Source organism: Leucobacter komagatae (assembly GCF_000834055.1).
In the GTDB taxonomy this organism is placed as follows: domain Bacteria; phylum Actinomycetota; class Actinomycetes; order Actinomycetales; family Microbacteriaceae; genus Leucobacter; species Leucobacter komagatae_A.
Genome location: NZ_JXSQ01000002.1, coordinates 181757 through 207787, shown reverse-complemented (window position 1 = coordinate 207787; position 26031 = coordinate 181757). Strand labels below are relative to the sequence as shown.

Annotated in this window: 16 protein-coding genes and 1 pseudogene; 13 read left to right on the top strand and 4 right to left on the bottom strand. The window is 67.4% G+C overall.

What is annotated here, in order from left to right:
* The first annotated feature begins 133 nt into the window (after positions 1 to 133).
* Both SD72_RS02585 and SD72_RS02580 read left to right on the top strand, forming a co-directional pair.
* Entirely contained in the window at positions 134 to 7582 is a 7449-nt protein-coding gene (locus tag SD72_RS02585) for a DUF5979 domain-containing protein (protein WP_042542851.1), read from the top strand.
* Between the two features lie 236 nt (positions 7583 to 7818).
* Complete coding sequence (locus tag SD72_RS02580; protein WP_042542850.1) at positions 7819 to 8292, top strand: hypothetical protein; 474 nt, start codon at positions 7819 to 7821, stop codon at positions 8290 to 8292.
* On the opposite strand, the gene SD72_RS02575 is transcribed toward SD72_RS02580, so the two are convergent.
* Positions 8252 to 9049 (bottom strand): ABC transporter permease, encoded by a 798-nt coding sequence (locus SD72_RS02575; protein ID WP_042542849.1) that lies wholly within the window; start codon positions 9047 to 9049, stop codon positions 8252 to 8254. The two genes, SD72_RS02580 and SD72_RS02575, sit on opposite strands and share 41 nt — an antisense overlap.
* The gene (locus tag SD72_RS02570) at positions 9046 to 9807 is read right to left on the bottom strand and encodes an ABC transporter ATP-binding protein (protein WP_042542848.1); all 762 of its coding nucleotides are present in this window, start codon (positions 9805 to 9807) and stop codon (positions 9046 to 9048) included. Before SD72_RS02570 ends, SD72_RS02575 begins: the two co-directional genes overlap by 4 nt.
* A gap of 110 nt (positions 9808 to 9917) precedes the next feature.
* On the opposite strand from SD72_RS02570, the gene SD72_RS02565 reads away from it, so the two are divergent.
* From SD72_RS02565 to secA2, 4 genes are all read left to right on the top strand, one after another.
* Positions 9918 to 11075 carry a sensor histidine kinase gene (locus SD72_RS02565; RefSeq protein ID WP_052492400.1) on the top strand — a complete coding sequence of 386 codons (1158 nt, stop codon included), beginning with the start codon at positions 9918 to 9920 and terminating at the stop codon, positions 11073 to 11075.
* Positions 11072 to 11716 (top strand): response regulator, encoded by a 645-nt coding sequence (locus tag SD72_RS02560; RefSeq protein ID WP_042542846.1) that lies wholly within the window; start codon positions 11072 to 11074, stop codon positions 11714 to 11716. Before SD72_RS02565 ends, SD72_RS02560 begins: the two co-directional genes overlap by 4 nt.
* A 155-nt stretch (positions 11717 to 11871) precedes the next feature.
* A complete protein-coding gene (locus SD72_RS17635; RefSeq protein WP_157000418.1) occupies positions 11872 to 12660 on the top strand; it encodes a hypothetical protein in 789 nt (262 codons plus the stop codon).
* Between the two features lie 86 nt (positions 12661 to 12746).
* Positions 12747 to 15005, top strand: a complete 2259-nt coding sequence (secA2, locus tag SD72_RS02550; RefSeq protein ID WP_084766699.1) for an accessory Sec system translocase SecA2 — start codon at positions 12747 to 12749, stop codon at positions 15003 to 15005.
* Positions 15006 to 15269: 264 nt separating this feature from the next.
* Here the strand turns inward: secA2 and SD72_RS02545 are convergent, their stop codons facing one another.
* Positions 15270 to 15635, bottom strand: a complete 366-nt coding sequence (locus tag SD72_RS02545; protein WP_042542844.1) for a hypothetical protein — start codon at positions 15633 to 15635, stop codon at positions 15270 to 15272.
* A 328-nt stretch (positions 15636 to 15963) separates the two neighbouring features.
* Between SD72_RS02545 and SD72_RS02540 the strand changes: the two genes are divergently transcribed.
* On the top strand, positions 15964 to 17394 hold the full coding sequence (locus tag SD72_RS02540) for an APC family permease (RefSeq protein WP_157000417.1): 1431 nt from the start codon (positions 15964 to 15966) through the stop codon (positions 17392 to 17394).
* On the opposite strand, the gene SD72_RS17860 is transcribed toward SD72_RS02540, so the two are convergent.
* Positions 17391 to 17954, bottom strand: coding sequence for a TetR/AcrR family transcriptional regulator (locus tag SD72_RS17860; protein WP_052492398.1), 564 nt, complete (start codon positions 17952 to 17954; stop codon positions 17391 to 17393). The genes SD72_RS02540 and SD72_RS17860 overlap by 4 nt on opposite strands.
* Before the next feature lie 211 nt (positions 17955 to 18165).
* Between SD72_RS17860 and hisD the strand changes: the two genes are divergently transcribed.
* From hisD to SD72_RS02505, 6 genes and pseudogenes are all read left to right on the top strand, one after another.
* Positions 18166 to 19476: a histidinol dehydrogenase gene (hisD, locus tag SD72_RS02530; protein ID WP_198141826.1), complete on the top strand. Its 1311-nt coding sequence runs from the start codon at positions 18166 to 18168 to the stop codon at positions 19474 to 19476.
* Positions 19477 to 19605: 129 nt separating this feature from the next.
* Positions 19606 to 20775 (top strand): NUDIX hydrolase, encoded by a 1170-nt coding sequence (locus SD72_RS02525; protein WP_198141825.1) that lies wholly within the window; start codon positions 19606 to 19608, stop codon positions 20773 to 20775.
* Positions 20772 to 22206, top strand: a pseudogene (nadA, locus tag SD72_RS02520) (quinolinate synthase NadA). Before SD72_RS02525 ends, nadA begins: the two are co-directional and overlap by 4 nt.
* Complete coding sequence (locus SD72_RS02515; RefSeq protein ID WP_084766697.1) at positions 22203 to 23948, top strand: L-aspartate oxidase; 1746 nt, start codon at positions 22203 to 22205, stop codon at positions 23946 to 23948. The pseudogene nadA and the gene SD72_RS02515 overlap by 4 nt, the downstream one beginning before the upstream one ends.
* Positions 23942 to 24790 (top strand): carboxylating nicotinate-nucleotide diphosphorylase, encoded by an 849-nt coding sequence (nadC, locus tag SD72_RS02510; protein WP_042542843.1) that lies wholly within the window; start codon positions 23942 to 23944, stop codon positions 24788 to 24790. The genes SD72_RS02515 and nadC overlap by 7 nt, the downstream gene beginning before the upstream one ends.
* A complete protein-coding gene (locus SD72_RS02505; protein WP_042542842.1) occupies positions 24787 to 25983 on the top strand; it encodes a cysteine desulfurase family protein in 1197 nt (398 codons plus the stop codon). The genes nadC and SD72_RS02505 overlap by 4 nt, the downstream gene beginning before the upstream one ends.
* Positions 25984 to 26031: the final 48 nt, after the last annotated feature.

Below are 26031 nucleotides of genomic sequence, written 5' to 3'. Positions count from 1 at the left end.
GCCTCAGTCGTGTAACAAAAGGTGACGCGGTTCCAAGTCGGTGGTGCGCAAAGCAAACGCATCGCATATTCTAAAAAGGCGCCGCGGATCGTTGGGGTTCCGTAGCGCACTTCACTGAGTGTAAGGAACTGGTGTGCGAAGCTTTCGCAAGACACAGAAGTCAGGTGCGCGGGGAATCGCGTTAGCGCTCGGAGCAGCGCTCGCCCTCGGAATGGCGGTGACAACACCACAGATCGCTGTCGCAGCGGAGGATACCGCGCTGCTGCAAGTAACCAAGAGCGCCTCGAAAGAGTCCCTGCAGCCAGGCGAGACGATGGAGTACAGCATCGAGCTGAGCTGTTCATCGATCTCCGATCTCGGTTGCCGCGGCGCAACACTCTCGGATCTCATCCCCGCAGAGTTCGAAATCATCCCTGGCAGCATCTCAGTGGCAAACGCCACGGCGAACCCGCCAGTGGTTGACGGCAACCAGGTGACCGTAGAGTTCATCGACCCTCTCGGTGACGGCACGGTTGGCTTGCTCGAAAACACCGAAGCGATCGTCACGATCCAGGTGCGCCTGCGCGAAGATCTGCCAGCAGAGGCAAACGGCAAGCCGATCACGAACACGGCAGTGGCCGACGCGGAGAACGCCGCTGAGGTCTCCGACAATGCCACCGTCACGCCGAACGTGGAGTTCAAACCGAGCACCACTGTCGAGAAGTCGTACAGCCCCACCTCGGCCGAGGCGAGCCCGGGTGCGAAGACCCAGCTCACGGTCAACGGCACGAACACGTCGAACGGTGGCGTAGACACGCTCACGCTTACCGACCCCACCGACCCGACGGCTTCCCCTAACCCGTTCGACCTGCTGAAGATCACGGCGCTCGAATCGCTCGACTTCCCTGAGGGCGCGCAAGATTCGGCAACGGTTGAGTACTTCGTCGACGGTGCTTGGGTAACCAAGGTGCTCTCCGCAAGCGACATGCCAAACGCGCCGCCAGCCGGCGATGTCACCGGCATTCGCGTCACCTTCACCGCACTAGACGGAACCAAGATCCCAGCGGGAGCTGGCGGCGGTTTCGTCCTCGACCTCGAGCAGAGCGACGACGTCGCTGGCCTGGTCGATACGACGACAGTCAACAACACCGCCGAGAGCGAGGTTGCCCTCGGCGACCAGAGCGCCACGGCAGAGGACTCAGCTGACTACACCATCATCACCGACAAGCCGACGGTTGAGGCAAAGAAGACATTCAACCCAAGCGAGCTCGTCGCCGGTCTAGAAACGACCGTTACGCTCACCGGGACCAACACAAGCCTGGTCACGCTGAACAACCTGAAGATCCGCGAACCAGCCTCCGGGGCCTTCGCACCCGAGCTGGACTTCACCGGCTTCACCTCGAACGTGCAGTTCCCCGCAGCTGCCACAGAAGGCACCCTCACGCTCGTCTACGTCGACAAGAACGGTGACGAGCAGACGCTCAGCGCGGTTGCCCTGAGCGACGGAAGCGCGTTCCCCGAACTCCCAGCAGACTTCGGTTCGCTGAAATACTTCGAAATCGACTTCACCGGGCCCATCGCGCCAGGCAGCTCAAGCGAGATCGAGTTCTCTGCCGAGCCGAGCGACAAGGCGTTTGACCCCGCAACCGGCGCGCCGGCAGACACCGTGACCAACGTCGTCGGTGTCGAGGGCTCAACGAACACTGCAACTGCGAAGGACGAGGCAGAGGACGATGTGAGCTTCAGCAAGAAGAAGCTCGAGATTGTCACCGAGAAGAAGCTCACCCCGGAGGAAATCTGGGGATACGAGGGCGAGGGTGTCCTCGTTCAGCTCCCGACGACCATCGTGAAGCCTGGCTCGAACACGCCAGCGAACACGATCATCGTCAGCGATCCCGAGCTCAGCGACCCGTCCGACCCGGACAGCGCTCCGGCAGACTCCGCGTTCTGGGACGCGTTCTCGCCGCAGGCAATCACGAACACGGACGTTGTGCCTGCCGGCGCGACGCTCACCGTTCGCTACTGGGACACCGAGCTCAACGAGTGGCTCGTCATCCCCGGCTTCAGTGGCCTTGAGGGTACGGTCAACAAGGACCTGCCAGCCGACATCCTCGACAAGATCGGGGGCATCCAGTTCGTATTCGAGAAGGAAGCACCCGGATTCGAGCCGCACGAACCCGGCGAGATCAACCTGAACCCGAGCTTCACCGCGACGCTCAAGGAAACGCTGCCGCCAGGATCAGATCCCATCGACATCGCCAACTGCGCCTCATCGGCAGCGGTCGGCGGCACGGGCGGAGACCCCGTCAACGACGAGACTGACGCGCCAGCGTGCGAGACCGTCACGGTCAAGGCACCGAAGCCCGGCGAGTACGACCTCTTCTGGAAGAGCTGGGAGGGCGCAGGTAACCCTGCCCAGATCGTGCAGCGCACCGGCGACCACGCAACCACCAGGCTCCACTGGTCCACCGAGAACCTCTCCTTCGAGCGGATGACCCTCGGCGAGACCCGTCTCGGCAGCACCCCAGGGTCAGGGCCATCCGACCCCGTCGCACAGACGACGTTCGAGGCCTTCAACCTTGTCGCAGTGAAAGCTGTCACGAACGATACCGCGTTCGTTAAGGGCTGGGACCAGATCAGCGCGATCGATCTCTGGATCAACGGAGCGTGGGTTCCTGCGACGAATGCAACGGGTCTGCCGTACACGAAGACGATGAGCGACATCGCGCTCACCGCAGACGAGCAGCGCGACGCAACCGCCGTGCGGATCGTGTTCGAGGAGAACGCGGCCGGGCGTTCCGATCAGAGTGCGGGCACGCCAGCAGTCGGCAGCGGCCTCACCAAGAGCCTTGGCCGCGACCGCAAGGTTGATCTCGAGTGGGAGCTCCGCGATGTGCGGCGCAGCGACGAGAGCGTAGCGGTCATCGCAAGCGAGATCTTCAACGTCGACGGCAAGGACGGGCTCCTCAAGAACTGGGGTAACGCCACCGGCGAGCAGCCCGGCGGCGGTATCGAAGCCGACCAGGACGATGATGACATCACGATCGTGCCACGCCCGCTTGGCGTCACGGTTTCGAAGGGCTGGAGCGGCGGACCGCTCGGCGTCCCGCCCGGGGATGTCCCCGCGTCGTCGTACCCGACGAGCCGCGTCACCATCTCTGCGACGAACACCTCGCAGCAGAAGGTAGACCAGCTCTCGATCGTCGACCCAGCTGAGGGCGGAGCAGATCCATTCGAGATCTTCTCGGTCTACAAGATTGTTTCGGCACCCCACCCGGTGACCGGGGGCAACCCGGACAAGACGCTCGTCGTGCTCACCAAGAGCGACGGCACGGTCATTGATCCGGCAGGCATCGGCGGCATCACGCCTGGGCAGGCGACCGCGCTGACCCCAGCCGAACTCGCCGACGTCGTGCGTGTCGAGCTTCGCCACGAGGGCAGGATCGCCTCGGGCGCGAAGGCCACGCTGCAGATGGATCTGCAGTTGCGTAAGACGCACCGCAGCGACCCGAGCAAGCCTGTTTCTGTCGTGGATTCTCCCGTGAAGAACGAGGCAACAGCGACGGTCACTGACCTTGCTGGTCTCCAGCAGGAGCACTCGGTGTCGACCGAGGGCGACGCGCAGATCCGCCTCGACACCTTCGAGCTCGCTGTGCAGACAACGAAGAAGTTCACGCCGGACCAGCAGCTCGTGAAGTGGGCGCCTGGAACGGAACAGCATGTGAACGAGGAGTGGTCGTCGATCCGCATGGATCTCACCGCACGCCCCACGGGCACCGCGCGCACCGACAAGCTCATTGTCACGGACTCCGCGTTGAACCGCACGGAGGGCCAGGCTTCGGCAAAGAGCTTCTGGAACGCGTTCCGGTTCATCGGCTTCTCTGATGACACGCTCGCAGTGCCGGCCCCGGCGAACCGGGTGCAGGCAGAGGTGCTCTACGGTGACTTCACCGGCAGCCTCCCAGCGAACGCGCTCGACTTCGCCCCTGACACGACGACGCCCGACGGTAATGGTTGGGTACTCGGCACGCCGGCACCTGTGGCGGTCACCGGTGGCAAGATCGAGAACGCAGCGGCTACGCTGCTCGCGGCAATCGATCCGGCCGACTACGACAAGGTGCGTGGCATTCGCCTCACCTACACGAGCGTCGATGGCAGCGGCAACTCCGTAGCTTTCGAGAACCCATCGAACCCCGAGGCGAAGATCGCCCTCGAGGTCAAGCGACGGGCGTACCTGGTATCTGACCCGACCGAACCTGTTCCGGATTCGGATGCCTCGGCCAGCGCTCCAGGCGAGTCGGTTATGGCTCCGGGCGGGCAGTTCCACAACACCGTGGACGCTCGGGCAGAGAGCTTTGTGAAGTTCCCCGAGGAAGGCTCGGATGAGCCGGTTTCGCTCAAGGTCGACGCCGAGGATACGGCTCGCGTAACGTACCTTGCTGCCGGAATCCAGGTCGCAGTTGAGAAGACACCGCTTGGAGCGCAGGCTCCAGGCAAGGTGATCCCGTTCAAGCTGAAGACCACGAACACGGCGGAACGCGAGGATCCCTCTGATGAGGCTGGGCTCGAGAAGAACCGCGAGCGGCGAATCCCGAACCTCGTGGTCAGGGACATCTTCCCCGTCGCCGACGGAAAGCCGCAGCTCGTCTTCGACCCGGACATGGACCCGGCGAAGCGTTTCAGCTTTGAGCTGAGCAACCCATACGCTGAGGGCCGATTCCCGATCACCGTTGACCCGAGCAAGGTTACGGTCGTCTACCTCGACGAGAGCCAGGAGCCTATGACCGGCGACGGCGAACCGTTTGGCGTCGAGTTCCAGTTCCCCAGGGGAGAGAATCCGCTCCTCGCGTCGGACCTTTACCCGCAGGAAGTGTATACGGTGACGGTGAACATGATGTTCCGTCCCGGATCGCTCGCAGGAGCCGAACACTCGGTGACGAACGCATTCTCGGTGAAGAGTGCAAACGATCGCGTGTTCGACGGCTGTAACTTCGACGCGACGCACCAGACGCAGGAGTGCGGCACGACGACCGAGGTCTACCCGACCGAGGCTGGCGCGCTGCGCGGCAAGAAGTACGTGCGTGCGAACGATACGGAGCTTGGCATTGCAGACGTGCCGAACCCGAACGCTGGCGCCGAGTGCGTACCGCAGTTCGGCAACGCCGCGAACGGTTACTCCGTTGGCAACTGCGTTCCGATCACGAAGCCGCTCGGCATCGAGACCTGGCGCGAAGAGTTGCAGAACACCGGAACGCTTCCCATGGATAAGGTCGTCACGATCGACTCCCTCCCGAAGGTTGGGGATCAGGGCGCGCTCGTGCTGCTGCCACGCAAGTCTGATTGGCAGCCCGAATGGGTGAACAACAGCCTCGCTGTGGTGACGGACACCGACGCGGAAGGCGCAGCCTACCGCGATGAAGTTGAGCCGAAGCTCTACTACTCGGACTCGGAGGGGGCAGCGTGTGTCGCAGACCTCAAGCCGACCGAGGAGCAGTGCGTTGATTTCTGGAAGGACCTCACCGACGACGTGGATCCCGCCAGCGTCCGCCACGTGAAGACGGTCTTCGAGTTCTCGGAGACGCCGCTGCAGCCGGGTGAGCGCCTCGCGTACACCTTCCAGACCCGTACCCCCGCTGAGTCGTCGAAGATGACCGCGGACACGGTTGCCTGGAACTCGGTCGCAGTTGGTGCGGAGACTGTGAGCTCCGATGGTGTGCGGCGCGCAAGCGCGCTGCCAACCGAGGGGCTTCGCGTTGGCGTAGCACTCGCTTCAGGCCCGCTGCAGATCGAGAAGATCGTCGAGGGCCCCGGTGCGGAGTTTGCGCCGGACGAGTTCGAGGTTCAGGTGCAGTGCACCGTGCCAGATCGTGAAGGGTTCGGTAAGGACGTTGTCCTTGACCCCGTTACCGTCACGGTCACGGCAGGCGAGCCTGTGACCCTCGAGGAGCAGTTCCCGTGGGGTGCACAGTGCAAGGTGCTCGAGGAGGCTGGCCTGAACGGCGAGACCTCGTCATCGGCAACCGACCCTGTCACCATCGGCCGCGATAGCGACCCAGTGCCGCTCGTGACACTGACGAACACCTACGATCTCGGCTCCTTTACGGTGGCGAAGGTCGTCGACGGCGCAACCAACGAGGCCGGCGAGGCGATCGATTACGGTACCTTCCCAGTCGCGGCTGAGTGCTCGTTCCTCGGTGAGGACATCCCACTTGACCCTGCTACGGCGGATCTTGCAGGTGGCGGTCTCGCCTGGCTCGTTGAGGGCCTCCCGGTTGGCGCCAAGTGCACGATCACGGAGCTCGACGCGAAGGGCGGAGTTGCAACCCTCACGGGCGGCGACGCAACCCAGAACGAGGATGGCTCGTGGACGTTCACCGTCACAGGTGGTGCGGACGCTGTTGCGCTCGAGCTCGAGAACGTGATGCCTCTTGGTGCGATCGAGATCGAGAAGCAGCTCACGGGCGCCGGTGCAGAAGCCGTGTCCGACAGCACGGTCTTCACCTTCGCCGTAGAGTGCACATTCGAGGATCAGACCGTCTACAACGGCACCGTCGAACTCACGAAGGCCGAGGCTGTCGCCGGAACGGTACAGCGGATTGACTCGCTTCCTGCCGGCGCACTGTGTGGCGTGACTGAGACCGGTGATGGCGGTGCGACAAGCACCACCCTCACCCCAGACACGTCGGCCGAGAAGATCGAGGTCGGAACCCTTGAGGCTCCGCTGCAGTTCACCGCGGTAAACACCTTTGATGCGGGCAGCCTGCACGTCTCCAAGGAAATCACCGGCGCCGGTGCTGAGCTGTGGAGCACGGGAACCTTCGAGGTGAGCCTCGCCTGCACCACCGGCGGAGCCGAGGGTGTGCCAGGAGACGCTGTGTCGATCCCGGGCGGCGCTGAGCGCGAGCTGAGCGAAGCAAACGGCTACGAGGCCACCTACGGGGAGCTTCCTGTCGGGGCTAAGTGTGATCTCACTGAGACAGTGACAGGCGGTGCGACGTCAAGCGAGATTGTTGATGCAGCCGGATCGCCGATCACGGGACCGATCGAAGTTGGTGCTGGTGACGCGGTCGAGCTGCGGGTCGTCAACACGTACGACATCGGAAGCATCGCTGTGAAGAAGGAAATCATTGGTGCTGGCGCAAGCCTTGCCGGTGACAAGACCTTCACGGTTGAGCTCTCCTGCACCGTCGATCTCGACGGTGAGACCACCGAGATCGACATCCCTGGCGGTGCGGATCGGGAGCTGTCCAAGCAGACCGACCTCTCAGCAAGCTACGATCAGCTGCCTGTCGGCGCTGCGTGCGAGCTGCGAGAAACCGGCACCGGTGGCGGCACGACCGTGTCCATCACTCCGAACGCCGGCGACGCGACGGTTGGCGCGGTGACGGTAGCGGCTGGCACTGCAGCGACGCTCACCGTGGTCAACGAGTTCCCAGCGGTCCCGGTAGTCCCGGGTAAGCCGGGGCTCCCGACCACGGGTGGTGGACTCCCCGTTGGGTGGCTGCTTGGTGGCGGCGCCCTGCTCGTCCTCGGTGCAGTACTGCTCACCCTCCGGTCGCGCAAGCAGCGTGGCGAGGGCCTCGGGGCTGACCAGCCCGAGTAGCTGACAGCGACGAACGGCTAGTGCCGGGTGGGGCCCCTTTGGGGGAGCCACCCGGCACTAGCCGTCTCAGGGTTGGTTCGGCAGGGTTGGTTCGGCAGAGCCGCGCCAGCCGTGCTTGAGGTGCACCAGTGACGGTACGCCACGGCTGTGGTCTAATGGAATGAGAGTGGGTGGTCCGCGCGATCCACCCCGTCACGTCAGCCCGAGGCCGCCTGCCACCCAGAAGGGAGAGGGAGATGTGGGGACAACTCGCTGGGAGCTACGGCGTCATCGGCTTCGGTGTGCTGTTGCTCTGGTGGGCGGCCGCGTCTCGCAGGGGTACGCTGCCGCGGCAGTGGCTGCTCGGGCACCGCACGTCGCTCACGCTGAGCTCGCACGATGCCTGGGTTGCGGTGAACCGGGCGCTCGCGCCGACGATAGCCGCTGCAGGGCTCGGCGCGGTAGGTGCGGGTGTCGTCGCGATGAGTGCGTTTGTCGTTCGCGCCGAGAAGCTCGGGCTCTTCGCGTTTCTCGTTGGGATCGCGTGGGGTGTCATTGTGAGTTGCGGGTCTGTGGTTCCTGGCGCGATCGCCAGCCGCCGGTACGCGCGCACAGCTCGCGGGGCCGCGGGCACACGCGACGTGGTCCACGCGGCCGCGACGCTGGGAAGCCACCCCCGCGTCGCTTCGGCTACTCCCAACGGAAGAAGAGTCCGGCCACGGCCGCGCTGATAGCCACCGTCGCTGCGAGCGCGAGCAGCGCAGCGAGTGGGATCGCCGACCCAGCCCACGCCGCCCCCAGCGCGTCGGTGCCTGCCCCGACGGGGAGCCAGTCAGCGAGCGGCGCGAGCGCGGGCGGGAGGGCCTGGCGGCCGCCGAACAGCCCGCCCATCGCCGCGAAGGCGAGGAACACGACGAAGCCGATTGCGAGTGCAGAATTCTGCGTTGGGGCGAGCGATGCGATGATCATGCCGACGCCATACATGGCGGCGGTGACGAGCAGCAGGATCGCGAGAGCCACGCCGGGGTTCGCCGGTGGGTTCGCGCCGAAGAACACGAGCGCAACACCGAAAGCGAGCGCAATGCCGATCGCCGCCTGTGCGATGCTCACGAGCGCGTGCGCGACGAGCACGAACATGGGCGAGGCCGGTGTAGCACCGAGCCTGAGGAGCACACCGGTCTTGCGGTAGGACGCGAGGAAGCTCGGCATGTTGATCACGCCGATGAGCGCGACAACCGTGACGAACACAATCGGGAGCACGAAGAGGTCGAATGCGGTGAAGCCGTCGCGCACGGTCTCGCCGACGGTCGAGGCGGCGCTTGTCACGAGGATGAGCAGCGGCATCCCGAGCGGAATAATGAGCCCAGACGTGTCGCGCATGACCATCCTGGCCTCGCACCCCATGAGTACCCACAGCGCCCGGAGCCCCGGGCCTTTGGGCGCCGCCGCGCTGGGTGCGTCTGCCGGATTCATTGCCGGTGTGCTCATTCGGGGTGCTCCAGTTCTTTTCCGGTGAGGATGAGAAACGCCTCGTCAAGCGTCTGAGCGCCGGCCTGTTCGACGAGGCCCTTGGGGGTGCTCAGCGCGACTATCCTGCCCTCGTCGACCACTGCCACCCTGTCGCACAGGCGATCGATCTCCTCCATTGCGTGGCTCACGAGCAGGATCGCTACGCCCTCGTCTTGGAGGGAGGCGACGGTCTGCCAGATGTGCCTGCGGGCGGCGGGGTCGAGCCCCGTTGTGAGCTCGTCGAGGATGAGCGCGCGCGGCCGCCCAGCGAGCGCGAGCGCGATCGACAGCCGCTGCTGCTGCCCGCCAGACAGGCGATCGAATCGGGTGGCGGCCATGTCGAGCATGCCGACCATTTCGAGGAGCTCGCTCGCGGCACGCGGATTGGGGTAGAAGCTCCGGAAGAGCCGCACGAGTTCGCGCACCCGCAGCGAGTCGTGCAACCTGGGTTCCTGCTGTTGCACGCCGAGGAGATGGCGTACGCGCTTGCGGTCGGCGACGGGATCGAGGCCGAACACGCGAACCGAACCGTGATCCGCCCGGCGGAGCCCGGCGAGCAGCTCTACGGTCGTTGTCTTTCCCGCGCCGTTCGCACCAACGAGACCGAACGTCTCACCCTGCTCGACCCGCAGGCTCACGTCAGCGACGGCGACGATATCGCCGAAGCGTTTCGCGAGCCCGCGTGCGTCGATAGCCGGTTCGCGCCTGGTGTGCTGGTTTCCGTCGGGTTCGCGCATGTGTCAACGGTACGGAAACAGCGCGCGTGCGCCGTGTGCCAATGGTCGTCGTTCCGGGCCGTGACGATTGGCACGGGTGGCCCCGTTGATTCTCGGCTACCCTTGGGCGCATGCGGCGGCTACGGACGGAAGCCTGGGCAGACATCGTGATGCTCGCTGTCGCGTGCGGTGTCGCGCTGCCGGCGCTGCTCGGCTATGGCGGGCTCCGAGTGCCGCAGGCGGCCTGGGCAGCGATGTTTGTTGCCTTCGGCGCTGGGACGGTTACCGTGATGCTCGCCGGGCGATGCATGCAACTCATCGGGTTCTCCGTCTGCGTCGCCGCAGCGTGGGCGATGGTGCTCACCGCGTCGCCGGGGCTGCTCCCGATCCTCCTCGTCGTGACCGCAGCGATGAGCGCGTATGTGGTGCCGATCTGGGTTGGCCTGCTGGTCGTCATGGTGAACACCTGCGTCGTCGCGCTCTCGGCAGCGCTCGAGATTACGCGGTCCAGTTCGTCCGGGATGCCGAGCTCGCCGGCGCCGCCAGCGGTGCCGGCGGCGCTGGCACCGTCCGCGGCGGTGGCACTTGCGGCAACCTTCTACCTGCTGATCCAGCTCGCAACGCTGCTCAGCACGTTGACGCTCCTGCGGGAGCAGCGGCTCCGGGAAGAGCTCGCCGTAGCGAACACCGAATTACGTGCGTCGAACGAGCTGCTCGCGGAGTCCGCGCGCGCTGCAGAGCGGTTGCGGATCTCCCGCGACCTGCACGACCTGTTGGGCCACCAGCTCACCGCGCTCACGCTCCAGCTCGAAACCGCGCGGCAGGTCGAGGGCGCAGCCGTGCAGCGTCACGTCGACACGGCGGACGCGATCGCGCGCGAGCTGCTGCGCGACGTGCGGGCCACTGTGAGTCGGCTACGCGTGCAGGCACCCGACCTCGAGCGGGCGCTCAGGCGGATCGCGGACGCTGTGCCGGGGATCCGCGTGCTCGTCAATGTCGCGGCCGGAGTGCGCGCAGACGAGCAAGTGAGCGCCGCGTTCGTGCGTGCCACGCAGGAGGTAATCACGAATGCAGTGAGGCACTCGTCAGCCAGGGAGTTGCGTATCGAGATCGCCGCGGAGGCGAGCGGTACGGTGTTCGAGGCGATCGACGATGGCGTTGGTGCTGCGCTCCCGGTGCTCGGCAACGGCCTGAGCGGTCTCCGTGAGCGGTTCGGCGAGCTCGGCGGGAGTCTCGAGATCGACGGCTCCTCCGGTTTCAGGGTCGTCGGAACGGTGCCAGCCGTATGACGCGCGTTGTGCTCGTTGATGACCAGGCTCTCGTGCGCGAGGGTATCCGCGGCCTGCTCGCGGTCGCGGGGTTTGACGTCGTTGGCGAGGCGGAAGACGGCATGGGCGCGGTTGCGCTCATCGAAGACACGCGCCCCGACGTTGCGTTGATCGACATCCGCATGCCGCGTTTTGACGGGCTCTGGGCGCTGCGCGCGCTCAAGGAGGGTGGCTCGCAGGTGCCCGTCCTCGTGCTCACGACCTTCGACGACGACGAGGCTCTCGTGCGCGCGATCCAGCTCGGCGCCCGCGGCTACCTACTCAAAGACATCACGCTCGCACAACTCACCCACGCGGTCGAGGTGCTCGCCGGGGGAGCGACGCTCTTTTCGCCTGCAATCACCGAGCGGGTGCTGCGCGCGGTGCGCTCAGGCGCCCTGCTTGATGAGGCGTCGGCCACTGAGCCGCCAGCGCTGACGTCGCGCGAGCGGGAGATTCTCGGGCTCGTCGCGCAGGGATACGGAAATCGGCGGATCGCTGAAGCCCTGTTTCTCGCTGAGGGTACGGTAAAGAATCACCTCTCATCGACCCTCGCGAAGCTCGGCGCTCGCGATAGGACGAGCGCGGTGCTGCTCGCGATTCGGGCGGGCATCCTCGGCTGAGAGTCCGGTGCGCCTGCGATCGCCGCGCGTCGGAATTGCCGCGTCCGTGTTGGGGCACAACCGAAATAACTGTTTCGCAGTTCTTGCACAGTTGCCGTGGAGCGCCTACCCTGTGGGCAGGCCTCTGGATGGGTGCCGAACCAAGGGAGTCACCGATGACCCAGCCACCGCAACAGCCAGCGCAGCAGCCCCCGCAGCAGCCCGAGGGCGGGTATGCGCAGCACGTGCCACCAGCTCCGCCAGGCGGTTCCTACCCGTCAGGTGGTTCCTACCCGCCAGGCGGTCCATACCCGCCAGGCGGTCCATACCCGCCAGGCGGCCCATACCCGCCAGGCGGTGCCTACCCGCCCGGCGGCCCATATCCGCCCACTCAGCAGTTTCCCTCGCCCCAGCAAGCGCCACCACAGGCGACTCGGTCCCGTGCGATAGCGATAGCGACGCTCATTATTGGCGCCGTGCTCGCGGTCTGCGGGCCAGTGCTCGGTGTTCTCACTGGGGCCCTAGTCACCGTTCCTGTGGCGGTGGCGGGCATCCAGAATACGTTGCCGCTCTCGCCTTCTGCGGTCGTCTCGCTCGATGCCGGCGGGCAGGTGTATCTGCTTGCCCCCGCCCGGGAGGCTGCCCGGCTTGACCACTCCGTGTGCCGCGCGAGTGCGACGAACGGGACCCCGGTGCGGCTGGAAAGCATCTCGGTAGCAGGCCTGAACACCCACTTTGCCGGTTCCAGGTATCACTCCTTCGCGCGCGTCACCGCAGAGGGGGCGTCCGTCGTGACGATCACCTGCGAGACGCAGGGTGTCCAAGTGATCACCGCCCCTCCCTTCGATCTTCGCGGGTTCTTCGGCCCGTTCGTGCGGTGGACGGTCGGGGGCCTCATGGCTGGTGCGATCGGGCTTGTCGGCGTCGTCACAGGCCTCGTGCTCCTCTCGCGCCGCCGCCCGTAGTCGCGGTGCTGTCGCCACAGATTGCGCCGCACGCGCAACGCTCCGCCACCTGAGCGGCGCACCATGCCCGCCCGGTACAGTGCACTATGGCTTCTTTTGACCCCTCCCGCTCGCTCACGAAGCGCCTCCCGCCGTGGCTGCTACGCATGGCCGGCATGCCGGGGACGGTGTCGTTCGCGAAGTACGCGCGACTCGCTGACGATCCAGCGGGTGAGCTGGCCGCCGTCGCGGCGCTTTGCAGCAGCGAGCTCGGCCTCACCCCAACGCTGCCGCAGCTCACTGCCGCCGGCGCGCTCCTCGACGGGCGCGGCGTCGAGATGGACACCGGTGAGGGGAAGACGCTTGTCGGCGCGATCGCCGCGGCCTGCCACGCGCTCCGCGGCCGGCAGGTGCACGTGCTCTCCGTCAACGACTACCTCGCCAGGCGCGATGCAGCCTGGATGGGGCCGCTCTTTGACGCCCTCGGGATCACGGTTGCAGCCATTGGGCAGGATACGACCCGCGACGAGCGCCGCAGTGCGTACCGGGCGCAGGTGCTCTACGCGGCTGTGAGCGAGGTCGGCTACGACGTGCTCCGCGACGGGGTCGCGTCGGACGCGAGCGGGCGGGTGGAGCCGGCGTTCGACGTCGCGATCGTCGACGAGGCTGACGCCGTGATGATCGACGAGGCGGTGTCGCCGCTCGTGCTCGCGGGCAACAGCCCGTACGATCCACAAGATTTCAGGCGCGAGATCAGCATCGTCGCGGACCTGCGTCCCGGGGCCGACTTCGAGTTTGACGAGCAGCGATCCACCGCGTTTCTCACCGACGCGGGCGTCTCGCGCGTCGAGCGCGCCCTCGGCATCGCAAACCTCTACGACAGCGGCGACGGCGAGGCGCTCTCGCGCATTAACGTCGCGCTGATGGCGGTCGCGATCGCCGAGCGCGACGTCGACTACGTCGTGCGCGCTGGCGAGGTGAAGCTCGTGAGCGCGAGCCGCGGCCGCGTCGCCAAGCGACAGCGCTGGCCCGACGGCCTACACGCAGCTGTCGAGGCCAAGGAGGGGCTCGCCGCGACCGGACCAGGGGTGATCCTCGACACGGTCACGGTGCAGGAGCTCCTCGGCCGCTACGAGCTGCTTTCCGGCATGAGCGGCACGCTGCGAGCGGTCGCCGCCGAACTGGAGGAGTTCTACAGCGTGCGCACTGGCAGGGTGGATCGCGACCGCCCGAACGTGCGCGTCGACGAGTCGCCGGCGGCGTTCCGCACCCGCGAGGAGCGCGACCGCGCGGTCGCCGCAGAGGTGCTCGCGTGCGGTGCGAGCGGGCGACCGGTGCTCGTCGGCACGCAGTCGGTCGAGGAATCGGAGGCGCTGGCCGCTCGCCTGAGCGCGTCGCTCGCCGAGCTCGGCGTCACCGCCCGCGTGCTGAACGCCCGCAACGACGAGGCCGAGGCCGAAATCGTCGCGGCCGCGGGCGACCTCGGGGCCGTCACCATCTCAACGCAGCTCTCCGGCCGTGGCACCGACATCCTGCTCGGCGGGCCGGTGGGGGAGCGCCGCTTCGAAGTGCTCGCTCTCGGTGGGCTCCGCGTGCTCGCAACGGGCATGTATCCCTCGCGCAGACTCGACGCCCAGCTCCTCGGGCGGGCAGGGCGGCAGGGGGACCCCGGATCCACGCGGGTGTACGTCTCGATGGAGGACGCGCTCGTCGCCGAAAACGCGCCCGAGTTCATGCGGGCGAAGCTTGCGCGGGCCGGTTCCGAGCCGAGTGAGCGCGAACTTGTGGAGATCGCGTTCGCGTCTCAGGACATAGCGGAGTCGATTCGCCTCGACCAGCACCGGGCAACCTGGAGTTACAGCCAGGCTTTCTCCAAGCAGCGCGGCAAGGTGCTCCGGCACCGCGAGGAGGTGCTCGGCGGGGGCGAGGAGAGCCTCGCAGGGGTCACTGCGGCGGATCCCGAACTCATCGAGCGGCTCGTGTCGAGCGCCGGGCCGGAAGTAGCTGGTCGCGCGTGCCGCGACATCGTGCTCTGGCGGCTTGACGAGTGCTGGAGCGACCACCTTGGAGCGTTGAGTGAGTTGCGCGACGGGATCCACCTCCGGGCCCTCGCCGACGAGAACCCAACCGACGCGTTCCACCTGCAGGCGCTCAAGGAGTTCGACGGGTTCTTCGACGCCGTCTATGCCCGCGCGGCCGCTGACCTCGCGGGGCTCGACCTTGACGACCTGGCCGCGGCAGTAGCTGCGGCCGTGCGCAGGCCGTCGTCGACCTGGACGTACATGCTCATCGACAATCCGCTCGGGAGCAAGGGTGATCGGGCCGTGCGCGGACTGCAGCGGCTGCTGCGCGGTGCTGGGGGCTAGGCAAGGCCCGAGTCTTCCCGCTGCGCTGCCCTTTTCCGCGCGCTTTCGATTCGGTGCGGCGTTAACTCTTGGATCTGCCGAAGAGAGGACGTTTTGCGGCGGATCGGGCGGAGTTATTGCAGTTTTCGTCGGTAGTGCGGATCATCGACCGGGCGGATCGTCGGGCGCGGGCAGCTCCTCGGCAGTCGGGCGCTGCTCTGCCGCTCAGCGCTAGCTCTGCTGCGCGGTTGCTCTGCTGCTCAGCGCGACATCTGCTGCTCAGCGCTAGCTCTGCTGCGCGGTTGCTCCGTTACTCAGCGCGAGCGCGCTGCTCGCCTTGATCTTCTTGCCGTGCACGAGCATCAGCAGAAGACGCTGCGCGTATGGAGTGCCCGCCAGCATTGGGCTGTTGGCGTACTGATGCACGTCGCGGGTGAGGAGGGTGAATGCTGAAGCGAGCGCGAAGATTGGGCCAGCCCAGAGCGCGTGCGTGAGGTGTGTCGCGGCGATCGCCGTGAAAGCCACAATGTTGAGCATTGCCCCGACTCTCGCTGCCGTCGAGCGCGCGCTGAGGGACAGACCAACGCCGACCCCGGCGATCGCCGCGAGCGCATAGCTTCCAGGTGCACTTGCAAGTACTTCGGTGATCATGTGCGCCTCCAATGGTGCTGACTGTCTCAAGCCTAGCCACGCCTATGGAGGAGGCAGGCCCTCCGAAGCAACCAGGTCTGCCCTCGGCAGCCCCGAGCTCAGTCCGCGATCCCGGACGCGACTTAACAAATGTTCAGGATATGCTGAAAGCCGCAGCCTATTGTGAAATGAGAAGGTCCGGGGGACACGCTCACCGCTGAGTTATAGGTTGCGATGGCGGCAGGCTGTCGGTTCGCCAGGCCTTCAGTCATCGTCGGCGCGGATGGCGGCAGTGATGCTGGCCTGACGCGATCAACCCGCAAGTTCTCGTCATTACAAAGGAGGCGCCTTGAGTGCCACGCTAAATCGTCGACTCGGAGTGTCCGGGATCGTCTTTATGGTTATTGCGGCTGCCGCACCAATTACCGTCGTCGCAGCCAACTTCCCGCTCATCATTTCTGTTTCCGGCTCGGTCGGTGCGCCGACGATGATCCTCGTCGCGACGGCGATCCTGCTGCTGTTCTCGGTTGGCTACGCCTGGATGACGCCGCGCGTGCCAGACGCGGGCGCGTTTTACTCGTATGTGCACCGCGGCCTTGGCAGGCGCGCTGGCCTCGGCACCGCCTCGATCGCGATGCTCTCCTACGTACTGCTGACGGTCTCGATGACCTGCTACCTCGGGGTCCAAACGGTGAACCTGCTCGACCGCTCGTTCGGGTTCGCGCCGCCGTGGTGGATCGTCTCCGCGGTCATGCTCGTCATCGTCGGGCTGCTCGGCTACCGCGATATCGAGCTCTCGGCAAAGGTGCTCGGGGTCGTGCTCGTGCTCGAAGTGATCGCGGTGCTCGCGATCGACCTTGGCGTGCTGTTTTCGGGTAGCGAGCTCTCGGTCACCCCGCTCATTCCCGCAGAAGCGCTCGTCGGCGCACCCGGGCTCGGTCTGCTCTTCGCGTTCCTCGGGTTCTTCGGGTTCGAGGCCACGGCTGTGTTCCGCAATGAGGCGAAGGATCCGAACCGCACCATCCCGCGCGCAACGTACATCGCGGTCTTCTCCGTTGGCGCGCTCTACTTCTTCTCCGCGTGGCTTGTGATCGCCGGTCTCGGCGTCGACAACGCTGTCGCGGCGTCAAACGAAGCCCCAGACCAGGTCGTCATCGAGCTCGCGGGCAACGTCGTGGCACCGATCGCGGCGGATATCGTGCAGGTGCTCGTCGTGACGAGCATGTTCGCCTGCATGCTGTCGTTCCACAACATCGTCACCCGCTACCTCTTCACCCTCGGCCAGCGTGGCGTGCTCCCCGCGAGCCTCGCGACCGTGCACGAGCGGCACCGCGCCCCGTCGCGCGCGTCGCTCTGGGTGAGCATCATCACCTCGGTTGTGGTTGTCGTTTCGGCCCTCGCGCAGCTCGACCCGGTAACCCAGATCTACGCCTGGTACTCGGGTGCTGGGGCCGTGGGCGTGATTTGGATGATGACGCTTACAAGCGTTGCGGTGATCGCCTTCGGGCGCGCGCACCGCGGCAGCGATGCGCCGTCGAGCTGGGTCACCCTCTCCGCGGTGCTCGGCGGAATCGGCCTTCTGCTCGTGCTTGGTATCTCCGTGTGGAACCTGCCGTTCCTCGTTGGTGGGATTGTCCCGGCGTTCATTTGGGGCGGGATCCTTGTGCTCGCATTTGTCGCGGGCATGTTCCTCCCACACCGTCCGGGAACGCTCACGACCGAGGTCGGCGCGATCCCCAGCGAAACCGTCGAACCAAGCGAAACTGTCGACGCGAGCTAGGGGAGCAGGCTGCTGTGCTCGAGCTCTGGGCAGCCAAGCTCGAGCGCGGCGGTGTGCAACAGCGTTCCGAGTGCCCATTCCCCGCTCATCGAGTTGTTGTCTCCGACGAGGTGGAGCGCGAGTCCGTCTTCGAGCGCGAGGAGGGTTCCGGCAACGTCGGAAGCAGATCGCACGAGCGAAAAGACTCCCTCGCGCACGCCGGCCTCAATGATGCCCAGATAGAGAGCGTGTTCGCTGTGCCACAGACCGCTCATCGCTTCGGCGTGCTTGCTGTGTCGGCGGGCGAGTCCGTGCAGCTCGAAGAGCGGAGCGACGAGCGCAGGGTCAACGGCGGGCGGCAGCCCAGCCCTGGCGCAGGCGCGGAGCTTCTCGACCGGACCGCTCGCAGCGTTCGCCGCCGACTCGCGGTACACGAAGTAGTCGAGCACGAGCTCTCTGTGGACGCTCTCGATGAGGGTCGCCTGGTCGGGGTAGTGGTATGAAACGAGTGGGGGAGACACGCCAGCTGCAGCGGCAAGCCTGCGAACGCGCAGCCCCTCAACCCCGAACTCTGAGATCACCTCGCGACGCGGCCGCGAGCAGCCGATCTCTTCCCAGCCCGGAACGCTTCCCGGTACCTGCGGAGTCCGCTGTCGAATCCATACGCCTCCAAGATCCCTGTCGCCGTGTGCTTCATCCCAGCATACGGGCAGCACACACCCGCCACCTGCCCTGGCATGCTCGTGCCGGGGGCGAATACCTGGCTGCACGCGCAGCCCTGAAAGGAAACCCATGAGCATCATGCAGACCACCGACCTTCGCGGAAACCCCGAGGCGGCATCGTTTGCCATCCCGCGCGCAACAATGAGCGTCGCGAGCGCGTCCGAGGCTGTCGCCGAGATCATCGCCGACGTGCGAACGCGCGGCACCGAGGCGGTGCTTGACGCGACCGAGCGGTTTGACGGCATTCGGCCATCGGCGCTTCGCGTGCCGGCCGAGGAGCTCGAGCGGGCATGGGCGGAGGCCCCTGCCGCCCTGTGTGAGGCTATCCAAATCTCGATCGAGCGTGTCACGGCTGGACACCGCGCGCAGCTCCCGACCGCGGTGTCCACCGAGGTGGCGGCCGGCGCGGTGGTTCGGCAAGAGTATTTCCCTGTGCGGCGCGTCGGACTCTACGCGCCTGGCGGTCTCGCGGCGTACGCGTCGAGCGTGATTATGAACGTTGTCCCGGCGCAGGTCGCAGGTGTCGAGTCGCTCGCGGTGGTCTCGCCTCCGAACCGAGACACCGGGCTGCCAGCGAGCTCCGTGCTCGCTGCGTGCGCCGCTCTCGGGGTGACAGAGGTGTACGCGATGGGTGGCGCGCAGGCCATCGCCGCGCTCGCCTACGGGCTGCCCGAGAGTGTTGCGGGGGCCGCGCTTGAGAGTGTCGATGTGATTACTGGCCCTGGCAACGTGTTCGTTGCTTCAGCGAAGAACCTCGTGCGCGGCGATGTCGGCATCGATGCCGTCGCCGGGCCAACCGAGATCATGGTCATCGCTGACGCGAGCGCGAACCCCGCCACCGTTGCGGCCGATCTGCTCAGCCAGGCCGAGCACGACCCGAACGCGGCGAGCGTGCTCGTGACCGATTCGGGGCAGCTCGCGGCGGCCGTGCAGACCGAGCTCGCTGCGCGCGTTGGTGCCACGCAGAACGAGGCGCGCGCCCGCGTCGCGCTCGGCGCAGACCACTCGCGCATCGTCCTCGTCGACGATCTCGACACCGCACTGAGGATCTCCGACCGTTACGGGGCCGAGCACCTTGAAATCATGACGCTGAATTCGCGGGAGGTGGCGTCGCGGGTTCGCAACGCCGGAGCCGTCTTCGTCGGTGCGTGGTCGCCGGTATCGCTCGGTGATTACTGTGCCGGATCGAACCACGTGCTTCCCACCTCGGGCACCTCGCGATTCGCTGCGGGGCTGAACACCTCCACGTTCCTTCGGCCCGTGCAGTTCATTGACTACTCGGAGGACGCGCTGCGCGAGGTCGCACCCCACGCGATCGCGTTCGCGAAGGCTGAGGGCCTCCCGGCGCACGGGGAGGCTGTTGCCGCGCGGTTCGAGTAGCTAGCTGCTCGCCCGCCCTGCCGAATTTGACAGGGCGGGCATGGAGCGTATGCTGAGTTAAAGTCATCATGACCATAAGTCATCCCGAGGGGTGCGGGTCACGCGTGGCTCATGCCCCAGCCGCACCCCATGAATCGGAGCAGGATGCACTATCAGCGCGCAAGCGTCGCCGAGCGGCGCTACCTGCCGCCCGCAGTCGCCGTCTCGGTCGTTGCGTTCGCGCTGCGGCCACCGTTCGATGCTGAACGCGGCGCATCTGCCGCGAACGGCGAGACCACCGTCACTGCTGCGCCAGCCACCGCAGCCCCAGCCACCGCAGCCCCAGCCACCGCAGCAAGCCAGGCGGCGCCGGCGGCCGGGCCCGATTCGCACAGCGAAGCACCGACGATCTGGCTGCCGCTCGTGCGCCGCACCCGCGCTCCATTCCTCGGCGCATGGGCGTTGCCCGGCGGCCCAACGGAGTGGGACGAAACCCTCACCGACACCGCACTGCGCACGCTGCGCGCTGCGGCAGGCCGAGACCCTGGCCACCTCGAACAGCTCTACTCTTTCGGAGGCGTCGAGCGGTCCGCTGAAGCCCAGCGGCTCGTCACGATCGCGTACTGGGCGATGTACGGTGAGCACGAAATCGACGGCGAGCCGTCCGCAGCGCCGACGGATGCTGCGCGCGCTGGCGCTGCTCCAACAGCACCTGCGCGAACAGATCACGCGTCGGCCGATCCAGGGTCTGCCGGGCACGCAGCAACCGATCCCGTGCGGCCGCGCCGCTGGGATGATCCTCTCCCGCCGTTGTCTTCGCAGACGGGCGGCGACGTTGGTGCACGGCAGACCGAGGCCGCGCTTGAGCAGCCAGCGGGGCAGAACGTTGCCTGGTTCTCAATTCTCGATCTCCCGCCCCTCGCCTTTGACCACGCTGAGATCATCGACCACGCGGTCGAACGGCTCCGTGCGAAGACCGAATATGCCGCTGTCGCTCACCGTTTCCTCGGCCAGGAGTTCACGATCGGTCAGCTGCGAACGGTGACTGAGGCGGTTCTCGGCCAGCGTATCGACCCGGCAAACTTCCGGCGCCAAGCGCTCGCCCGCGGCGGCCTCATCGACACGGGCAGACTCGAGCAGGGTGGCGCGCATCGCCCGGCAAGGCTCTACCGGCTTGCCGACACAGACGCACATGCAGGCACCAGCACAGATGCCAGCGCAGATTCCCGTCCAGGCACCGGTGCAGGCACCCATTCAGGCTCACCAGCACCCTCCGCCCCTTCCGGGACCACTCCACGAAACACGAGGACGAACTCATGACCAGCGTGCACGAACTCATCAGGGGCGCCGTTGCCCGCGAGGCCATTGAGGCCGCGGACGCCATTGAAACGGCGGAGTCCAGCGAGCGTCAGGCCGCGCCGGGATCGCGCCCAGCCTCGTCGCGGCCGGCTGGCCGCCCGGCGATACCCCCGCACCGGCGCCCGATCGCGCTGCGCGCAACGACGGCACCTGGAAGTGAGCTCGCGACCTGCGGCACCGAACTTGCCGATGACCCGTGGTCGATCGACACGAGCCCTGGCTACGGCCCCGGCGCCTCGGTTGGCGACGAGATTCCCGGATCCGCACCCCGCCAGGGCCCCCCTTCCTGCGCGCTACACCGACGCGAGCGACGAGCAGCTTGACGCCTGGATCACCGCTGCGAAGGAGGAGCTCGGTGAGCGCGTGCGGATCCTTGGCCACTTCTACCAGCGCGACGAGATCGTGAAGTACGCCGACTTCGTTGGCGACTCGTTTATGCTCGCGCAGGCCGCGAAGCAGCACCCGGAGGCCGTGTCGTTCGTGTTCTGCGGCGTGCACTTCATGGCCGAAACCGCCGACATTCTCTCGGGTCCCGAGCAGTCGGTGATCCTCCCGAACCTCGCTGCGGGCTGCTCGATGGCAGACATGGCGACGATCGAGCAGGTCGAGGCGTGCTGGCGTGAGCTCACGGACGTGCTGGGGACTGGCGGCCGCATGGCGGCGTCCGACGGCGGTCTGCAACCCGTCATTCCGGTGACGTACATGAACTCTTCGGCGGCGATCAAGGCGTTCTGCGGGCGCAACGGCGGCATTGTCTGCACGTCCTCGAACGCGCAGACGGTGCTCGAGTGGGCGTTCGAGAGCGGCCAGCGCGTCGTGTTTTTCCCCGACCAGCACCTTGGCCGCAACACCGCGAAGGCGATGGGCATCACCGAAGACGTCATGCCGCTCTGGCGGCCGCATTTGCCGCTCGGCGGGAACACGGTCGAGCAGCTTCACGACTCGAAGGTGATCCTCTGGAACGGCTTCTGCTCGGTGCACAAGCGCTTCACCGTCGCCCAGATCGAAAAGGCCCGCGCAGACTTCCCTGGCGCACGCGTGATCGTGCACCCGGAGTGCCCCGCTGCCGTCGTCGAGGCTGCGGACGGCGCAGGGTCGACTGAGTACATTCGCAAGGAGGTGGAGGCCGCAGCTCCCGGCTCGGTGCTCGCGATCGGCACCGAGATCAACCTCGTGAACCGGCTGCAGCAGCAGCGCCCCGATCTCACGATCTTCTGCCTCGACCCGGTCGTCTGCCCGTGCTCGACGATGTACCGGATCCACCCCGCATACCTCGCGTGGACCCTCGAATCATTGCTCGCGGGTCAGGTGCCGAACCAGATCACCGTCGACGCGGGCGTCGCAGACGATTCGCGCATCGCGCTCGAGCGGATGCTTGCGGCGAAGCCGTGATCCTCGTCATCGGAGCGGGCGTCGCTGGCCTCTCGTGCGCGCTCGCTGCGGTCGCGGGCGGCGCCGAGGTCGAGCTCGTGACACCCGGCAGGCTGCGGGACGGGGCGGACGCGCTCTCAGGCAGTACCACTCCGCAGGCCGCGGCTGAGCGAGCCCTCGCCGGTGGCAACACCGCGATGGCGCAGGGCGGTGTCGCCGCCGCCGTTGGCCCAGGCGACACCGTCGCTGCGCACCTCGCTGACACTCTCGCCGCGGGCGCAGGGCTCGTCCACGAAGCAGCCGCCCGCGTGCTCGTCACCGATGGCGCCCGGATCGTGAGCGGGCTACTCGCATCGGGGCTCCCGGTGGATCGGCGCCCTGACGGCGGTCCCCTCCTCGGTCTCGAGGGCGCGCACGGCCGCCCGCGCATTCTCCACTCGGGTGGTGACCGCACGGGAGCAGCGCTCCACGCCTTCCTCGCCGAACGGGTGCTCGCGGCGGTTGACGCTGGCTCGCTTGTGCTCACCGAATCGGCGCGCGTGGAATCGCTGCTTGTCGGATCGGGGGCGGTGATCGGTGCGGCGCTCCGATCCGGCGGCGGGATGCTCGAACACCGCGGCGCCGACGCCGTCGTGGTCGCGACCGGCGGGTATGCCGGGATGTTCGCGCGTAACACGAACCACGTCGGGGCGCTGGGCGAGGGGATCCTTGTCGCTGCCCGCGCGGGCGCGTTGGTCTCGGACCTCGAGTTCGTGCAGTTCCATCCGACGGCGCTGTCGACGGGGGAGCTCGTCTCGGAGGCGGTGCGCGGCGCCGGGGCGGTGCTTCGTGACGCCGCGGGCCGGCGCATCATGGAGGGCCGCCACCCGCTCGGCGACCTCGCGCCGCGGGACGTCGTCGCCCGCGAGCTGCACCGTGCCCTGCGTGGCGGCGCCGACAACGCGTTCCTTGACGCCACCGGCATCGAACGCGATCGCGGCGCGGGTGCGCTCGGCCGCATGTTCCCCGGCATCTCCGCTGCCGTGGCGGCTGCGGGCCTCGACTGGGCGCACGAACCGATTCCGTTGGCGCCGGCCGCCCACTACACGATGGGCGGCGTCGCGAGCGACCTCGACGGGCGCAGCACACTGCCAGGCCTGTTTGTTGCGGGCGAGGTTGCGTCGACCGGTGTGCACGGCGCGAACCGCTTGGCCTCGAACTCGCTGCTCGAGGGCCTCGTGTTCGGCGAGCGCGCCGGCACGGCAGCCGCCAGTTTCGTCGCGGCAGGTGCAGCTCGGTGGGGGATCGGTGCCGCGCTCGCCGAGCTGGCGCGCGATGCCGAAAGCGTCGCTCCTATGCGAGCGGTCGACTCCGGCGGTCTCGGCGACCATTTCGGTGCCGCAGGCGGAGGTGCCGCAGCCTCGCGAACCCGGCCTGTCGACCAGACGATCACGGCTCACCTCGGCATCGAACGCGATGCCGACGGGCTCGCCGCCGCTGCGCGCGTGCTCGCCAAGGCTTCCGGGCCACGCGCCGAGCTCGCGGCACTCGTCTGTGCATCGGCGCTCGCGCGCGAAGAGTCGCGCGGGGCGCACCAGCGCACCGACTTCCCGGAGCTCAGCGCGCAGCAAGCCAGGCGGCGCGGGTTCGCGATCCGCAGCTTTGTCTCGGAACCTTCGCCCCGCCACACACCACAAGATCACGGTGCGAACCACGGCTGTCTGCGCCAGGACGGCCAGCCGACCAACGCCGAATCGCTCACGAAGGAACCCGCAGCATGCTGACCCAACAGATCATCACCGACGTCGTCGCCCGCGCTCTCGCAGAGGACGCGCCGTGGGGCGACCTTACCGTCACGCTCGCGATCCCCGAAGACGCAATAGTGTCGACCCGCGTCGTCGCGCGCGAGTCCGGTGTGTTCGCGGGCGGCCCACTGATCGCAGAGACGTTCCGCCAGGTCGACCAGCGAATCAACGTCACCGAGCTCGTGCCAGAGGGAACCGCGTTCATCGCCGGCGACGTGCTCGCCCGAGTCTCGGGCCCGGCCCGCGGCGTGCTCACGGGGGAAAGGGTCGCGTTGAACTTCAGCCAACGCATGAGCGGCATCGCGACGCTCACGTCGACGTTCGTCGCGCTCGTCGCCCACACGGGGGCCCGCATCGCTGACACTCGGAAGACCACCCCCGGGCTGCGCGCGCTCGAGAAGCACGCGGTTGCCGCTGGCGGTGGATCAAATCACCGCTTTGGCCTCTCCGACGCGATCATGGTGAAGGATAATCACCTCGCGGCGCTGGGCGCGGTCGATGCGGCGACGACGACCGCGGCGCTCGCGACCCTCAGGGAGCGCGCGGGCCACACGACCTCCATCATCGTCGAGGTGGATCGCCTCGATCAGATCGAGCCGGTGCTCGCCGCGAACCCCACCGGGGTGCTGCTCGACAATTTCACGCTCGAGGAGCTGCGCGCGGGCGTCGCGATGATCGGCGACCGCGCGATCGCAGAGGCGAGCGGCGGCGTGAACCTCGACACCGTCGCGGGCATCGCCGAGACCGGCGTCGACGTGATCTCCGTCGGCCTGCTCACCCACGGCGCGCGAGCGCTCGACCTCGGGCTCGACGCGGAATGAGCGTCGCAGGCTCTCCTGCCGTCGGTTACCTCGACGCCGCGGCAACCGCGCCGCTGCGCCCGGAGGCTCGCGCCGCGATGCTCGCGGTCTTGGAGGGCGGCCAGGCGAACGCATCGAGCGTGCACTCTCCCGGGTTTCGCGCGCGTGAGCTCGTCGAGGGCGCACGCGCACGCATCGCCCGGGCGGTCGGCGCGACGCCCGGCGAGGTGATCTTCACCTCGGGCGGCACCGAGGCGAACTCCCTCGCGATCGTCGGGCTCGCACTCGCGCGCCCGCGCGGCAGGCACATCGTGACGACGGCGATCGAACACTCCTCGGTGCTCGAATCGTGCCGCTACCTCGAGCGGGTGTTCGGCTTCGAGCTCACCGTGCTTCCGGTTGACGCAGACGGGCTCGTCGACCAGGGCGCAGCCGCTCAGGCGATCCGCCCCGACACCACGCTCGTCTCGGTCGGGCTCGCGAACGGCGAGATCGGCACGGTCCAGTCACTGGGGGAGCTTGCGGCGCGTGCCAGCGGTCTCGGCGTCACGGTGCACACGGATGCGGTGCAGGCGGCGGCGGCGTTGCCGGTGTCGTTCGGATCGGGCGCGCCTCCCGGTGCGGCTCCCGACCCGTCGGCGTGGCCGGGCCGCTCCGTCGACGCACTCACCGTCGCGTCGCACAAGTTCGGCGGCCCGCAGGGTGTCGGCGCGCTCATCGTGCGCGCTCACTTGCCGATCGAGCCGATCATTCACGGCGGCGGCCAGGAACGCGGGGCGCGATCCGGCACCGAAAACGTCGCGGGCATCGCGGGCTTCGCCGCAGCGGTGGCGGCCTTGACCGGGCAGATCGGATCCACCGCGCTCGCGCTCATGGACAGCCGCGACGAGCTCATCGCGCGCTTGCTCGCCGAGGTTCCGGGCGCCGCGCTCACCGGCCACGCGAGCGAGCGGCTCCCCGGCCACGCTTCGTTCACGATCTCAGGCGTGAGCGGCGAATCGCTGCTCGTCGCGCTCGACACGGCGGGCGTCGCGGTCTCGTCAGGGTCGGCGTGCGCCGCGGGCAAGTCCGAGCCGTCGCCCGTGCTGCTCGCGCTCGGACTGAGCGACGAGCTCGCGCAGACTGCGGTGCGGTTCAGCCTCGCCGAGCCGCTCGCGCCAGCCACCCTCGACCGGATCATTCAGGTGCTGCGGGCAGAGGTGCTACGGGGGTAGCAGTCTGCACCGATGAACTTGCCCCAACTCTACAAGCAGCGCATGTTC

What these genes read in the sequence shown, in the direction of transcription:
- SD72_RS02545 (WP_042542844.1), bottom strand. Translation starts at nt 15,635, where the DNA reads ATGATCACCGAAGTACTTGCAAGTGCACCTGGAAGCTATGCGCTCGCG.
- SD72_RS02575 (WP_042542849.1), bottom strand. Translation starts at nt 9,049, where the DNA reads ATGAGCACACCGGCAATGAATCCGGCAGACGCACCCAGCGCGGCGGCG.
- SD72_RS02505 (WP_042542842.1), top strand. Translation starts at nt 24,787, where the DNA reads ATGAGCGTCGCAGGCTCTCCTGCCGTCGGTTACCTCGACGCCGCGGCA.
- nadC (WP_042542843.1), top strand. Translation starts at nt 23,942, where the DNA reads ATGCTGACCCAACAGATCATCACCGACGTCGTCGCCCGCGCTCTCGCA.
- secA2 (WP_084766699.1), top strand. Translation starts at nt 12,747, where the DNA reads ATGGCTTCTTTTGACCCCTCCCGCTCGCTCACGAAGCGCCTCCCGCCG.
- SD72_RS17635 (WP_157000418.1), top strand. Translation starts at nt 11,872, where the DNA reads ATGACCCAGCCACCGCAACAGCCAGCGCAGCAGCCCCCGCAGCAGCCC.
- SD72_RS02525 (WP_198141825.1), top strand. Translation starts at nt 19,606, where the DNA reads ATGAATCGGAGCAGGATGCACTATCAGCGCGCAAGCGTCGCCGAGCGG.
- hisD (WP_198141826.1), top strand. Translation starts at nt 18,166, where the DNA reads ATGAGCATCATGCAGACCACCGACCTTCGCGGAAACCCCGAGGCGGCA.
- SD72_RS02565 (WP_052492400.1), top strand. Translation starts at nt 9,918, where the DNA reads ATGCGGCGGCTACGGACGGAAGCCTGGGCAGACATCGTGATGCTCGCT.
- SD72_RS02580 (WP_042542850.1), top strand. Translation starts at nt 7,819, where the DNA reads ATGTGGGGACAACTCGCTGGGAGCTACGGCGTCATCGGCTTCGGTGTG.
- SD72_RS02560 (WP_042542846.1), top strand. Translation starts at nt 11,072, where the DNA reads ATGACGCGCGTTGTGCTCGTTGATGACCAGGCTCTCGTGCGCGAGGGT.
- SD72_RS02570 (WP_042542848.1), bottom strand. Translation starts at nt 9,807, where the DNA reads ATGCGCGAACCCGACGGAAACCAGCACACCAGGCGCGAACCGGCTATC.